The organism is Funiculus sociatus GB2-C1, assembly GCF_039962115.1.
GTDB classification, from domain to species: Bacteria; Cyanobacteriota; Cyanobacteriia; order Cyanobacteriales; family FACHB-T130; genus Funiculus; species Funiculus sociatus.
The window spans coordinates 130,085-143,734 of record NZ_JAMPKJ010000002.1 but is presented as its reverse complement, the minus strand read 5'-3'; the positions used below and the strand labels follow the sequence as shown (position 1 = coordinate 143,734).

General features: G+C 46.6%; 10 protein-coding genes. 7 read left to right on the top strand and 3 right to left on the bottom strand.

Features of this window, described 5'->3' with window-relative positions:
• The first annotated feature begins 6 nt into the window (after positions 1-6).
• Positions 7-846, top strand: a complete 840-nt coding sequence (locus NDI42_RS01830; RefSeq protein ID WP_190455878.1) for an SWIM zinc finger family protein — start codon at positions 7-9, stop codon at positions 844-846.
• 57 nt (positions 847-903) lie between these two features.
• Here NDI42_RS01830 and aroF read toward each other — a convergent pair whose 3' ends face one another.
• The gene (gene aroF / locus NDI42_RS01825) at positions 904-1,794 is read right to left on the bottom strand and encodes a 3-deoxy-7-phosphoheptulonate synthase (RefSeq protein WP_190455876.1); all 891 of its coding nucleotides are present in this window, start codon (positions 1,792-1,794) and stop codon (positions 904-906) included.
• A 541-nt stretch (positions 1,795-2,335) separates the two neighbouring features.
• Between aroF and psb28 the strand changes: the two genes are divergently transcribed.
• Together psb28 and NDI42_RS01815 are read left to right on the top strand one after the other, a co-directional pair.
• The gene (psb28, locus tag NDI42_RS01820) at positions 2,336-2,671 is read left to right on the top strand and encodes a photosystem II reaction center protein Psb28 (protein ID WP_190426200.1); all 336 of its coding nucleotides are present in this window, start codon (positions 2,336-2,338) and stop codon (positions 2,669-2,671) included.
• 57 nt (positions 2,672-2,728) lie between these two features.
• Complete coding sequence (locus NDI42_RS01815; protein WP_190455874.1) at positions 2,729-3,232, top strand: molybdenum cofactor synthesis domain-containing protein; 504 nt, start codon at positions 2,729-2,731, stop codon at positions 3,230-3,232.
• A gap of 64 nt (positions 3,233-3,296) precedes the next feature.
• On the opposite strand, the gene ctpB is transcribed toward NDI42_RS01815, so the two are convergent.
• The gene (gene ctpB / locus NDI42_RS01810; protein ID WP_190455873.1) at positions 3,297-4,601 is read right to left on the bottom strand and encodes a carboxyl-terminal processing protease CtpB; all 1,305 of its coding nucleotides are present in this window, start codon (positions 4,599-4,601) and stop codon (positions 3,297-3,299) included.
• A gap of 298 nt (positions 4,602-4,899) precedes the next feature.
• Here ctpB and NDI42_RS01805 point away from each other — a divergent pair, with 298 nt between their 5' ends.
• Both NDI42_RS01805 and NDI42_RS01800 read left to right on the top strand, forming a co-directional pair.
• On the top strand, positions 4,900-5,610 hold the full coding sequence (locus NDI42_RS01805) for a YdcF family protein (protein WP_199311179.1): 711 nt from the start codon (positions 4,900-4,902) through the stop codon (positions 5,608-5,610).
• A gap of 97 nt (positions 5,611-5,707) precedes the next feature.
• Complete coding sequence (locus NDI42_RS01800) at positions 5,708-7,129, top strand: DnaJ domain-containing protein (protein ID WP_190455871.1); 1,422 nt, start codon at positions 5,708-5,710, stop codon at positions 7,127-7,129.
• 133 nt (positions 7,130-7,262) lie between these two features.
• Here NDI42_RS01800 and gndA read toward each other — a convergent pair whose 3' ends face one another.
• Entirely contained in the window at positions 7,263-8,765 is a 1,503-nt protein-coding gene (gene gndA, locus NDI42_RS01795; protein ID WP_190455868.1) for an NADP-dependent phosphogluconate dehydrogenase, read from the bottom strand.
• Between the two features lie 230 nt (positions 8,766-8,995).
• On the opposite strand from gndA, the gene NDI42_RS01790 reads away from it, so the two are divergent.
• Complete coding sequence (locus NDI42_RS01790) at positions 8,996-9,934, top strand: Ycf66 family protein (protein WP_190455866.1); 939 nt, start codon at positions 8,996-8,998, stop codon at positions 9,932-9,934.
• Positions 9,935-10,221: 287 nt separating this feature from the next.
• Positions 10,222-13,107, top strand: a complete 2,886-nt coding sequence (gene ileS, locus NDI42_RS01785; RefSeq protein ID WP_190455864.1) for an isoleucine--tRNA ligase — start codon at positions 10,222-10,224, stop codon at positions 13,105-13,107.
• Positions 13,108-13,650: the final 543 nt, after the last annotated feature.

The following is a 13,650-nucleotide window of genomic DNA, read 5'->3' as shown; positions in this document are numbered from 1 at the left end:
ACTATTATGACGCAATTTAGCCGTACCTGGTGGGGTAAACGCTTTATTCTAGCCTTAGAATCTTTCAGCGATTCCGCTAGATTAGGACGCGGACGTTCCTATGCGAGTAATGGAAAAGTTCTCAAATACAAAATTGACCAAAACGAAATAACTGCTACTGTTAGAGGTTCAGTCAATCCCTATTTTGGAGTATATAAAGAGCCAAAATATAGCATTAATATCGAAATTAAACCAATTGATAAGGCTAACTGGTCGAAAGCAATTAAATATATTTCATCAAAAGCCAGCTTTGTTTCTAAGCTGCTGATGAATGAGGTTCCTGATAATATTGAAGAGGCTTTTGCTGATTTGGGATTACATCTTTTACCTCACAGCCAAAAAGACTTTAAAACCAGTTGTTCCTGTCCAGATTACGCTAATCCTTGTAAACACATTGCTGGGGTTTACTACGTGGTAGCGTCCCAATTAGACCACAACCCGTTTTTATTATTTGAACTCAGGGGTTTATCTAAAGAAGCCTTGCAAGCAGAACTGGCAAAATCTCCTTTAGGACAAGTTTTATCCATCGAACTAACGGCAAAAGAAATTCCTTTAGAAACCTCAGCGTCTTACTATACTCCCCTAGAAAAAGTACAAATTGCTGAAAAGATAAATCCTAGAGAGTTTTGGCTAGGGACTAAGCGATTACCACAAACTGTGGAAGCAGTATCGCCAGCAAGTTTGCCAGCGATTTTGATTAAAAAACAGGGAGATTTCCCGCCTTTTTGGAAGAAAGATAGTTCTTTTATTGAAACGATGGAGGAGTTATATCAGCGAGTAAGAACCAAAAATAAGGAAGTTATGTAATACTCTCTACCCTGGTTCCCAAGCTGAACCTGGGAACGAGAGGAAGAGGGTATGATATTAAGCGATCGCTTCACAAGTCTTGACAGAAAAATGAACAGGGGCAGATTTCAAACCCGCCCCTACTTCAGATATATTACGCCCGACAGCCGCTGCTACAGGTCTTAAGCTGTGAACTAGACTCACCATATCTTCTAAAGAAAGCGCCTGACGGGCATCGGAAACCGATTTTTCGGGTTCTGGGTGACATTCAATAATTAACCCATCTGCGCCACACGCGATCGCAGCCTTCGCCAAAGGTGCTACCAATTCCCGCTTACCTACCGCATGGGAAGGATCTACGATGACTGGCAAGTGCGTTATCTGCTTCAAAGCCACTACTGCGCCTAAATCCAGCACATTGCGCGTATAGTTATCGAAACTGCGGATACCCCGTTCGCACAGCACCACATCCGGATTGCCGTGGCTTAAAATATATTCTGCCGCCATGACAAATTCTTCAATAGTAGAGGCTAACCCACGCTTGAGTAGTATTGGTTTACCAGCTTCTCCCAAAGCTTTTAGCAAATCGAAGTTTTGCATATTGCGGCTACCAATTTGCAGCATATCAGCATGGGTCGCAACAGCTTCTATTTGCCCAATTGACATGACTTCTGTGACGACGGGGATCGAGTAACGCGATCGCACCGAAGCCAAAATCTGCAATCCTTCCACTCCCATTCCTTGAAAAGCATAGGGAGAGGTGCGGGGTTTGTAGACACCACCGCGCAAAGCCTGAACGGGTGCAGCGGCGAGATGACTAGCAACAGTTTCCATCTGATCCCAGCTTTCCACTGTACAGGGGCCGCCGATAATAACCACGTCTTCTCCACCGAAGCTGACTTTTTCGGAAAGTTTGACAACGGTTTGGTGATTAGAGTGAGATTGTGAGGCAAGTTTAGCGTTGATCATGGTTCGATTCTCCTTAGAAAAAAATGTGATGTTGACAAAACAAAAAGCCCGGAACCTGATTGCAAGTTCCGGGCGCTGGACGATTTATCGACATGACGCTATTTACCCGGAATTTGCTCTGGGCCAAAAGTAAAAGCCATAAAACCAGCTACTGAAATAGGTCATCACGATTAAAATCCAATCCTTGAAAAAACAAAAAAAACCGCAGAGTTTGTTCTGCGGTTCACTAGGCGGTTCCAATGGGGACATTGGATTCACTCCCGGTGAACCGCGTTAAACCAATAAAAGTAAAAACTGCTGCTGAACATTTGTAAGACCTATAAATCTGAAAATTTATTACATACCTTTAACCATTGACGTTAGCAGAGGGATCGGGCGGTGTCAAGAGGTTATGAGAGCGGTTAGGTCTGCCCGATCCCACATTGACCCTACAACTACTTTTTGGAATCAGCCCAAGCCAGTAGAAGCTAGACAGTGCAGTTCTCTTCTAAATGATGAGATGATATTAAATTGACCATTATAAAAATTTAGTCGTACCATTATGGCGGAAATTCAGTTTGCCAGAGGACTCAAAGAAGAAGTTATACCGGATGTAAAGCTAACCCGTTCGCGGGATGGCAATCAAGGTACTGCGACGTTTTATTTTCAAACTCCCAACGCCTTCAACAGCGAAAGCGCGGAAGAAATCACCGGGATGTACATGATTGACGAAGAAGGCGAAATAGTGACCAGAGAAGTCAAAGGCATATTTGTCAATGGTCAAGCTAGAGATTTACAAGCGGTTTACCTGATGAAGTCAGAAGATGAATGGAATCGCTTTATGCGCTTCATGCAGCGGTATGCCGAAGAGAATGGTTTAGAATTTAGCAAATCCTAAATAGATTTTGAGTTTTGAGTTAGGGTTGGAAATTAAAAACTCAAAACTCTTGCTTGTATGACTAACCTGCCTCACCCTGATATAAAGGGGATGACAGTAACTTGCGCTGTCATTACCGTTAGCGATACGCGATCGCCCGAAACAGATACTAGCGGTCAGTTAATTAAGCAGTTACTCCAAAATGCAGGTCACGCAATTGGGGAGTACGCCCTTCTCAAAGATGAACCTACGCAAATTCGGGCGCTGCTAGCAACCCTAGGTCAACGCCCGGATCTAGATGCTTTAATTTTCAATGGTGGCACTGGGATCGCACCGAGAGACACGACCTACGATGCTCTAGAGAAAGAACTCTCAAAAACTTTGCCTGGTTTTGGCGAGTTGTTCCGCTTTCTGAGTTATCAAGAAATTGGTTCACGGGCGATCGCATCTCGCGCTGTTGCTGGCGTTTATCAAAGCAAGCTGGTCTTCTCTGTTCCCGGTTCCAGCAACGCCGTTAGACTTGCAATTGAGAAGCTTATTTTGCCAGAGCTTGTTCACTTGGTCAACCAAATTAAAGGCTAAAAACCAAAAGTAGAGAGATTAAATTTAACCTCTCTACATTTTGCCTTTTACATGATTGCCTAATTTACCGGACGCTGAGCGATCGCGGTAATTGGGGCTTACCCGGCTGGGCGAGTTTAGTATTTTCCAACTCAGCGATCGCGCGGGCATATTGCGGATCTTCCTGAGTTCCCAGTAACGTCGGATTACTGCCAAGACGCTTGCGCTGGTCGTCGTTCAAGTCAATCTTGACATCAGGAGTAACCCCTTTCTGGCTGATATCCGTTCCCTTTGGCGTGTAGTAGTGAGCAATCGTCACAGCTAAACCAGAACCATCACTCAGAGAATGCACCGACTGAACTAGCGCCTTCCCAAAAGTTTGAGAGCCGATAATCTTCGCACGACCATTATCCTTCAGCGCCCCAGAGAGAATTTCGCTAGCCGATGCCGAATTGCCATCTACCAGCACAGCAAGAGGCAACTGAGTCAACGACTTGCCATTTGTCTTAAATTCTTCATTTGCTCCCTTGCGGTCTACTGTCCGGACGATGGCACCTTTATCCATCCACATCTGGGCAATTTCTACGCTGGAGTGCAGTAACCCACCCGGATTACCCCGCAAATCCAATACAAAAGCATCCACCTTGTCGTTATTGAGAGTCTTAATCGAGCGACGCATTTGTTCTGCGGCGTGGGCGCTAAACTCATTCAAGCGGATATAGCCGACGCGGATTTTACCTTCCTGCTTGACCGAAGAACGGACAGCAGCCAGTTCAATCTGCGCCCTAGTCAATGCCACATCCTTATCCCTGCCTTCGCTGGATATCTTCAGGGTGACTTTCGTCCCAACTTCGCCCCGGATCAAGTTAGCGGCAGCTTCCACACTCATCCCCTTTGTGGTTTTGCCATTAATTGCCAAAATCTTATCTCCCGGCTTGATACCCGCTTTGAGAGCTGGGGAATTCTCAATCGGTTCCACAACGGTCAGATCCTTGGTTTTTTCGTCCAGTTCCAGCTTCAAACCTACGCCAGACAGTTCTCCAGAAGTTTGGCTAGTCAATGCTTGATACTGTTTGGGATCAAGAAAACGAGTGTAAGGATCCTCTAATTTTTCCAGCGCCACCCGGATAGCCTTGTAGGCTTCTTCGCGGGTAGCGTAGTTTTTGGATAGCAGGTCTTGTCGGGTCGCTTGCCAATCCACCTGATTAAAGGTGCCATCAACATATTCCCGGTTGACAATTTGCCATGCTTCATCGACAACCGATTTTGGACTTTCTTGCAGGGCAGCTCGGACAGAGGGACCGAACAAAGACAAAGCTGCCGTGGTTGCGATCGCTCCACCAAACAGAGCAACGTGGAGCCGAGAGAAGTTTTTTGGGGATGGATTCATGAAGAGTGGCTTGGGAGGGGTTTAATCTGTAGATACCGTGTGACGCCTGAAACGAACTATTTCCAAGATACTCAGGTTTCTTATCTAGGCTGCATCAATTTTGTGCCAGTTCGCCCAGTGTCCTCATTATTCATATTAGTAGCCAGGATAACAGCCTTGTTTGACTCGACTTTCCTGCTAATTTTTTACTTACCTCAGTTTAATAGGCACCAGCCTAAAAGAACAACAAAATAGTCTTAATAGCTAAAGTAGTGTAAAGCATTACTAAATTTCATCCGAACAAATACTCAAATAAATTGTGAACCGCCCAGTTAGATTTACTTACCAGCAGCCCCACCGTGCCGCAGTTCATCAGTTTGCCTTCAGAAGCGCTCGACGGCTTTTACTCTTCATTATCGCTATTCTAGGCGTTATCTTGGGCGGATGGCTATTAATCATTATGCTTTCTTTGTACTCTGCCTCACAAGCTAAAGTGGATGCCTATTTTGTCTTAGGCGGAAGTATTAGTCGAGAAATATACGTAGCCCAGCAAGTAAAAAAAGACCCAGAAATACGGGTTTTAATTTCTCAAGGCTCTAAAGACCCCTGCATCTGGCTAATTTTTCAAAGAGAAAATGCTTCTATTGAGCAAGTTTGGCTAGAAAAGTGTGCAAAATCAACTTTTAGCAATTTCTATTTTGGGATACCAATTCTGCGCTCTTGGGGAGTCCGTAAAATTAAGTTAATCACCTCCGCCAGCCATCTGCCAAGGGCGCAGTGGCTCGCGCAAATTTTATGCGGCGCTCATGGGATTTGGGTAGAAACTGAAATCGTACCAGAACAGGGTATTCCTGCCAATCGAGAATCATTTCTCAAGACAGGATTAGACGTAACTCGTAGCTTAGTATGGGCGGTGTTAAGTCAGGTAATTCAACCCAAATGCAACCAAGTAACTCGGCTGGCGGATGTGGATATAGAACAGTGGCGCGAGCAGACTTTTAAGTGCGAACATCAAGGAAATGTAAAGTGAGCGTGCGTTAGAATCTATGGAATTTTGGGAACACTGAATATAAACCCAATCAGCCGCTTTCTTGCTGTACACCAAGCTTACAGCACAAATAACTTAGATGAATAATATCAATCGGTCTTACGAAATTCTTGGGCTGAAACCCGGTGCATCGCACTCAGAGATTAAGCAGGCTTACCGACACCTGGCTAAGACTTCGCATCCAGATCGCTTTTCTCATGATACTCAGCTAAAACAAAAGGCAGAGGAGGAAATTAAAAAAATTAACCAAGCTTACGAACAGCTAAAGTTTTATTTGGAAAATTCGGTTGATAAAACTTCTACTACAGGGATTTATAAAAATAATTTATCTAATGCAGAAATATACTATAGCCAGGGATTGGAAAATGTTAAAAAAGAAAAATATGAGGAAGCAATCGAAAATTTTACCCGCGCAATCCGGATCAATTCATACTATATAGAAGCATATAAATCCAGAGGGTTTGCCTGCTCCCAACTTGGATATAACAACAGAGCCAACTCAGATGCAAAGAAAGTGGCAGAGCTTGAGCTGAAACAAAAAGCGGCAAAGCCATCACCCGCACCGCCACAACCTTCGCCACCGCCACCGCCTGCATCTGTATTCCCACAATGGAAATGCGATCACACCCTCACCAGCCATTCAGAATTAGTTGCTGCTGTTGTCATCAGTTGGGATGGAAAAACCCTTATCAGTGGCAGCTTTGACAAAACTATCAAGCTATGGAATCTTGCTACAGGGAAGCTAATCCACACCCTCACAGGCCATTCAGACGGGGTGCGTTGCCTTGCCTTTAGTAAAGATAGAAGAACTTTTGCCAGTGGCAGTGTTGACAAAACCATCAAGTTGTGGGATTTGGCTACAGGGAAAGTAATTCGCACCCTTGGCGGTTTGTTTTCTGGGCATTCAGACGAAGTCTCGGCTGTCACCTTCAGCCTAGATGGGCAAATTTTAGCTAGTGGTAGTAACGACAAAACTATCAAGTTTTGGCAGACAACTACAGGAAAAGAACTCAACACCCTTAAAGGACAGTCAGCCCAAGTTTTGTCTATTGCTATCAGTCGGGATGGAAAGATTCTTGCAAGTGGCGGTTTGGAAAAGCCGCTCAGAATTCGGCAGATGGGCAACGGTCAACTAATTCGTTCAATTGTCGGAAATTCTGGCTATGTTTTGTCTGTCGCCTTCAGCCCAGATGGACAAAACATAGCCAGTGGGAGTTTCAAACAAATCAAACTGTGGCAGACAGCTACAGGCAGAGAAATCTGTACTCTCACAGGGCATACAGGTGCGGTTTATTCTGTCACTTTCAGCCCAGATGGAAAGACTCTTGTGAGTGGCAGCGAGGACGGCACTATCAAGCTGTGGCAGATAGCTACAGGCAGAGAAATCTGTACTCTGGCGGGGCATTTAGGTGTAATTTATTCTGTTGCTATCAGTCCAGATGGAAAGACTATCGTGAGTGGGAGTCATGACAAGACTATCAATATTTGGCGATTTAGTTGATGGTAATTCGCGCACTTTTGGCTCCCCTATAAAATATGAAGACGCTACAGAATATTTTGCTATTTCCACCTGCTTAAAGCTGAAAAAAGAAAATAGGGTAGGTAAAAACTCACCCTATTTTTTTTCTACTTTTCTATTCCGGAGCGTCCGGGGTGGTTAAAACTACCGCAGGATCTTGAGCTTGAAGGGGTACAGGTGTCGAGGTTTGTAAAGTTTCCTCGTCAAGCGCCGTCCATTCGGTGTGGAAGAAGCCTTCTTTGTCAATACGCTCGTAGGTGTGAGCGCCGAAGTAATCGCGCTGAGCTTGAGTGAGGTTTTGTGGCAAGCGATCGCGTCGATAACTATCAAAATAATCCAGCGACGCACTGAACGCCGGAACTGGAATCCCCAGCTTCGCTGACTGGGACAAAACTTCCCGCCAAGCGTCCTGACGATCCAAAATTGTCTGCTTAAACTCAGGAGCCAAAAGCAAATTGGGCAACTCTGGATTTTCCTTGAAAGCAGATTTAATCTTATTCAAGAACCCAGCTCGAATAATACAACCACCCTTCCAAATCCGGGCAGTTTCGCTCAAATTCAGGTCATAGGAATAAGCCTTTGACGCTGCACTCAATAGCGCCATACCCTGAGCGTAAGAGCAAATCTTCGAGCAATAGAGAGCATCACGGATTTGGTTAATGAAGGTTTTGGTGTCCCCCTCATACTTCCCACTAGGGCCCGTTAAAATCTCCGAAGCAGCCACCCGCTCCTTCTTAAAGGCAGACATGATCCGGGCATTAACCGCCGCCGTCATCGTCGGAATACAGATCCCCAACTCCAGCGCACTCTGAACAGTCCAACGTCCCGTACCTTTTTGCCCAGCCGCATCGAGAATCTTATCAACCAGAGGTTGATTAATATCTGGATCGATGTAAGTAAAGATATCCGCCGTAATCTCAATTAGGTAGGAATTGAGTTCATCGGTGGTGTTCCATTCGGCAAAAATCTCGTGCAGTTGCTGGTGATCCAACCCCAAAGCATTCTTGAGCAAGTCGTATGCTTCCGCAATCAGCTGCATATCGCCGTACTCAATGCCATTGTGTACCATCTTGACGTAGTGACCAGCCCCACCCGGGCCAATATAGGTCACACAGGGGCCATCATCTACCTGAGCCGCAATCTTCGTCAAAATTGGCTCCAGATACTCGTAGGAGCTTTTCGTGCCTCCTGGCATCATGCTAGGGCCATTCAGCGCCCCTTCTTCACCCCCACTGACACCCATCCCGATAAACCTGAACCCCTCCGGCTCTAATTCGCGAGTGCGACGAGCGGTATCGTCAAACAGGGAGTTTCCACCGTCGATAATAATGTCGCCCTCATCCAGCAGGGGTTTGAGCTGGTTAATCACCGCATCCACTGGCGCACCAGCTTTTACCATGATCAGGATTTTGCGGGGGCGTTCCAGAGATTTGACAAAATCTTCAATTGAATAGGCGGCGTGGACATTTTTTCCCTGCGCCCGCTGGGCCATAAAGGCATCCGTTTTTTCTGGCGTGCGGTTATAGACGGAGATGGGGAACCCATTGCGCTCTACATTTAGCGCCAAGTTTTCGCCCATGACGGCTAAACCAATTACACCAAAGCTCTGCTGTGTCATAAGATTCAATGTTCAACTCTGCAATGCTTTTGAACAGTTGCGTTCCTTTCAGGGTATCCCGATATCCTATGGGTTTCCCGTAAAGAAGATATTAAGAGTCGCCAAAACTAAAGCGCCCTTAGTACAAAAGACATCAAATTGAAACAGCTAATTTAATTTCAATTTGTATCTAGGTCAACAGTTCTCTTGCAAAATTGGATCATAGACACAAGTTTTGGAGCATCCATAAAATGCTGGCATATATCCTGGCGATCGCTGTTGCTGTTAGTAGCCTCGCCCTTTACTTAGCAGCTTTCTTTTTCCCTGAAGTCCATCGCAAGAATGACTTTATCTGGAGTGGCGTGGGATTATTCTACGCCTTGGTTTTGTGGGTGTGTGCGGGACGCATCACAGGCGGCGTACTGCTGGGACAAGTAGCTAGCGTGGCGCTACTCGGTTGGTTGGGTTGGGAAACGCTTACATTACGGCGCTCCCTCACCCCAGCAGCACAGCAGACTGCGATACCTAGCCCAGAGGCGTTACAGGAACTGACAAAATTATCCCCACAGCAGCGGGTCACTAATCTGTTCGCAAATCTTAAAGAAACTGTGGGTAAAGTAACAGGGGATAAAAGCAAATCAGACACCCAAACCACCCCACCCCCAGCACCCACTGACTCAGCAAAATCACCCGTTACGGTGGTGGACAACCGAGTAGCTGATAACAATCAACCGCCCGTACCACCAGCGCCCCCCCAGTCTCAACTGCTAGATTCCATCGTAGGGCAAGAAGTAGTTGATGAAGTCACTGTAGAAGAACTGGCTCAAGAAGCCGCACCCCAAACCGATTTGGATGACTTGGAACCCCAAGCAGCTGTAGAAGCAACTGAATCAGCCACAACCGAATCAGAGGCTCCTGAACCCGTTCTTCCGAACCCACCCGCTCCTGTGGTGGAAACCAATTTGGATGATCTGGAACCCCAAGCAGCTGTAGAAGCACCTGAATCAGCCACAACCGAAGCTGAGACTCTTGAACCCGTTCGTCCGCACCCACCCGATCCTGAATTGGTGGAAGCGGCTCTAGAAGATGCCGAAGAGAAGCATGTCCCAGCTTCACCTCCACCTACCTCAGAAGAAACTCCAGCGTCAGAAGCTAATCAACCCTTAGAAAACCCACCCAACCCAACTTAAAAATAGGGATTGGGGGCTGGGGACTGGAAGGAAGATTTGCTTCCTTGTCCCCAGTCCCTCCTATCGTTAAGAGAGGCACGAAACCCGACACCATAAGCATTCGTTGGGTTTCACTATCGTTAAACCCAACCTAACTAGCGCTGTGTTAGTGAGGCGGCGCTTAGTGAGGCGGTCGCCTCACTAAGCGTGTTCCCAGTCTCAGCCTGGGAACGAGAAAAAGTTGAAGACCTTGGGACTTGTAACCGATAATGAAGAAATATGACTCTACCATTCATCGGTATTGAACTGTGACAGCAACAGGGAACTATAAGGACACCGTTAATCTGCCCAAAACCCAGTTTGATATGCGGGCGAACGCCATCAAACGGGAACCCGAACTGCAAAAGTTTTGGGCAGAACAGCAAATTTACGAGCGCTTGTCGCAGAACAATCCCGGCGAGTTATTTATTCTGCACGATGGCCCACCCTACGCTAATGGGTCATTGCATATTGGTCATGCCCTAAATAAAATTCTCAAGGATATCATCAACAAATACCAACTGCTGCAAGGGCGCAAAGTTCGCTACGTTCCAGGTTGGGATTGTCACGGCTTGCCTATTGAGCTGAAAGTCCTTCAGAATATGAAACAACCTGAGAGGCAAAATCTCACTACTCTGGAACTCCGCCACAAAGCCAGAGACTTTGCTCTCAAGACTGTGGATGAGCAGTCCCAAAGCTTCAAGCGCTACGGTATCTGGGGCGACTGGGAAAACCCTTATCTGACGCTAAAGCCGGAATATGAAGCGGCTCAGATTGGCGTTTTCGGTCAGATGATGCTGAAAGGTTACATCTATCGCGGCTTGAAACCCGTTCACTGGAGTCCCAGTTCTAAAACGGCGTTGGCTGAGGCAGAGTTGGAATATCCGGAAGGTCACACTTCGCGCAGTCTATATGCGGCGTTCCGGATGACGAGTCTTTCGGAGGCAGTGAAACCTGCGCTGGGAGAGTTTTTGCCGGATTTGGGTGTAGCTATCTGGACGACGACACCTTGGACGATTCCCGCTAACTTGGCTGTCAGTTTAAACCCAGACTTAACTTATGCGGTGGTTGAAGTTGAGTCGCAATCTGCTATTGGCTGGAAATACTTGATCGTCGCTGCTGATTTGGTTGAGCGATTATCTGTTACGTTTGGTACTCAGCTGACCGTGAAAGCGACAGTTATGGGCAAGGATTTGGAGTATTCCACTTACCGCCATCCTCTATTTGACCGCGAAAGCCCGGTTGTAATTGGGGGGGATTACGTCACAACTGAGTCTGGAACTGGTTTGGTACATACTGCCCCTGGTCATGGTCAAGATGACTACCTAGTGGGTCAGCGTTATAATTTGCCCATTTTGTCTCCGGTTGATGCCGATGGGAAATTTACCGAGGAGGCGGGACAGTTTGCGGGATTAAATGTGCTGGGTGATGCCAATCAAGCGGTGATTGATGCTCTCGTGGGAGTGGGTTCGTTGTTGAAGGAAGAACCCTATGTCCACAAGTATCCTTACGATTGGCGGACGCAAAAGCCAACGATTTTCCGGGCGACAGAACAGTGGTTTGCTTCTGTGGAGGGATTTCGGGAGGAAGCGCTCAAAGCGATCGCATCCGTAAGATGGATTCCCGCAGTTGGTCAAAACCGCATCACGCCAATGGTTGCAGATCGTTCCGATTGGTGCATCTCCCGTCAGCGCAGCTGGGGCGTCCCAATTCCCGTCTTCTACGACGAGGAGACGGGCGAACCTCTGCTAAACGAAGAATCTATCGCCCACGTTCAGGCAATTATCGCCCAGAAGGGTTCTGATGCTTGGTGGGAAATGTCGGTAGAGGAGTTGTTGCCAGAAACATACCGCAATAATGGCAAGTCTTACCGCAAAGGCACCGATACAATGGATGTCTGGTTTGACTCCGGTTCTTCTTGGGCGGCTGTACTGAAACAACGCCCGGAATTGCCCTATCCAGCGGATATGTATCTGGAAGGTTCGGATCAGCATCGCGGTTGGTTCCAGTCCAGCCTCTTAACCAGTGTGGCAACTAACGGCATCGCACCCTACAAAACCGTATTAACCCACGGTTTTACGCTGGATGAAAAGGGTATGAAGATGAGCAAATCGCTGGGTAATGTTGTCGATCCAGCAATGGTCATCGAAGGCGGCAAAAATCAAAAAAATGATCCTCCCTATGGTGCTGATGTGTTGCGTCTGTGGGTGTCCTCGGTAGACTACACCTCAGATGTCCCGATCAGCAAAAGCATCCTCAAGCAGTTGGGGGATGTGAGAAACAAGATTCGCAATACGGCGCGTTTCTTGTTGGGGAATTTGCACGATTTCGACCCTGCGAAGGATGCGGTTCCTTACAATGAGTTGCCGGAACTCGACCGCTATATGCTGCACCGAATGACGGAAGTATTCGCGGAGGTTACTCAAGCGTTTGAGAGTTTCCAGTTTTTCCGCTTTTTCCAAACGGTGCAGAATTTCTGCGTAGTTGACTTGTCTAACTTCTATCTAGATATTGCCAAAGATAGGCTTTATATTAGCGCCCCGGATTCTTTCCGCCGTCGCAGCACTCAGACAGTGCTGGCTGTGGCTGTAGAGAATTTAGCACGAGCGATCGCGCCCGTTCTCTGTCATATGGCAGAAGATATCTGGCAATATATCCCCTATCCCACGCCTCACAATTCTGTGTTTGAAGCAGGTTGGGTAAAATTAGACGAGCAATGGAACAAGCCAGAAATGGCACCATTCTGGCTACAGTTGCGGCAAATTCGCACCGAAGTTAACAAGGTGATGGAACAAGCACGCGCCGAAAAAATGATTGGTTCTTCCTTGGAAGCCAAAGTTTTACTCTACATCCCGAATGCTGAATTTCGATCTTTACTGCAAGATTTGAATCCTAACTCAGTCCCCAGCACACACAATGGTGTGGATGAGTTGCGTTACCTGTTTATTACTTCTCAGGTAGAACTGCTGGATTCTCCAGACGCTTTGCAGGGTTTAAAATACAGCTTGCAGTCAGATGGGATAGGAATTGGTGTAGTTAAAGCAGACGGGGAAAAATGCGATCGCTGTTGGAATTACTCCCTCCAGGTCGGCGAATCAACTGAACATCCCCTACTTTGCGAACGCTGCATTCCAGCCTTAGCAGGTCAATTTTAACTGGTGCGACGATACATCTGTAGGGACATGGCAATGCCATGTCCCTACCAAGGTAGCCCGAAAGTCAGAACTGCGATATATTCCACTCAACTCAGAAACGCTATACAGCGGCTTGCAGTCGGATGAAGTACAGGCTATGTGGAGAGATCCTAGACTTTTTGGAGAAGTCGGGGATCTGTGTATCTCACTCACCCGAACAGCGCTGTATAGAAGAATGTCACTGACACAAGCAGAGGCAGAAATTTATTTCGAGTTTAGGCCAATTAAATGCCATTCCCTGTATAGAGCAATATTTTAAGGGTATTGGTCAATATCGTTCACTTAAAGCTAAAAATACAAACCTTACTGCAACTTCAGCAGCCTTTGTCCGTGTAGCTGCGCCTTTAAGGTTAAGCCAGAAGTATTGCTATTACTCTCATTTGTTACTCAAAGATTACTAATTTTCCCCAAAATAGGTACTTTTTTGGCATTTTGTTGTGATATTCCATACCAAAGAACATAACAATTAGTTCAGCCAAATTGCTGATAAAACAGCCTACAAAA

Excerpts from the sequence above, each read along its gene's own strand:
- ctpB (WP_190455873.1), bottom strand. The coding sequence starts at position 4,601 with ATGAATCCATCCCCAAAAAACTTCTCTCGGCTCCACGTTGCTCTGTTT.
- psb28 (WP_190426200.1), top strand. The coding sequence starts at position 2,336 with ATGGCGGAAATTCAGTTTGCCAGAGGACTCAAAGAAGAAGTTATACCG.
- NDI42_RS01800 (WP_190455871.1), top strand. The coding sequence starts at position 5,708 with ATGAATAATATCAATCGGTCTTACGAAATTCTTGGGCTGAAACCCGGT.
- NDI42_RS01830 (WP_190455878.1), top strand. The coding sequence starts at position 7 with ATGACGCAATTTAGCCGTACCTGGTGGGGTAAACGCTTTATTCTAGCC.
- gndA (WP_190455868.1), bottom strand. The coding sequence starts at position 8,765 with ATGACACAGCAGAGCTTTGGTGTAATTGGTTTAGCCGTCATGGGCGAA.
- NDI42_RS01790 (WP_190455866.1), top strand. The coding sequence starts at position 8,996 with ATGCTGGCATATATCCTGGCGATCGCTGTTGCTGTTAGTAGCCTCGCC.
- aroF (WP_190455876.1), bottom strand. The coding sequence starts at position 1,794 with ATGATCAACGCTAAACTTGCCTCACAATCTCACTCTAATCACCAAACC.
- NDI42_RS01815 (WP_190455874.1), top strand. The coding sequence starts at position 2,729 with ATGACTAACCTGCCTCACCCTGATATAAAGGGGATGACAGTAACTTGC.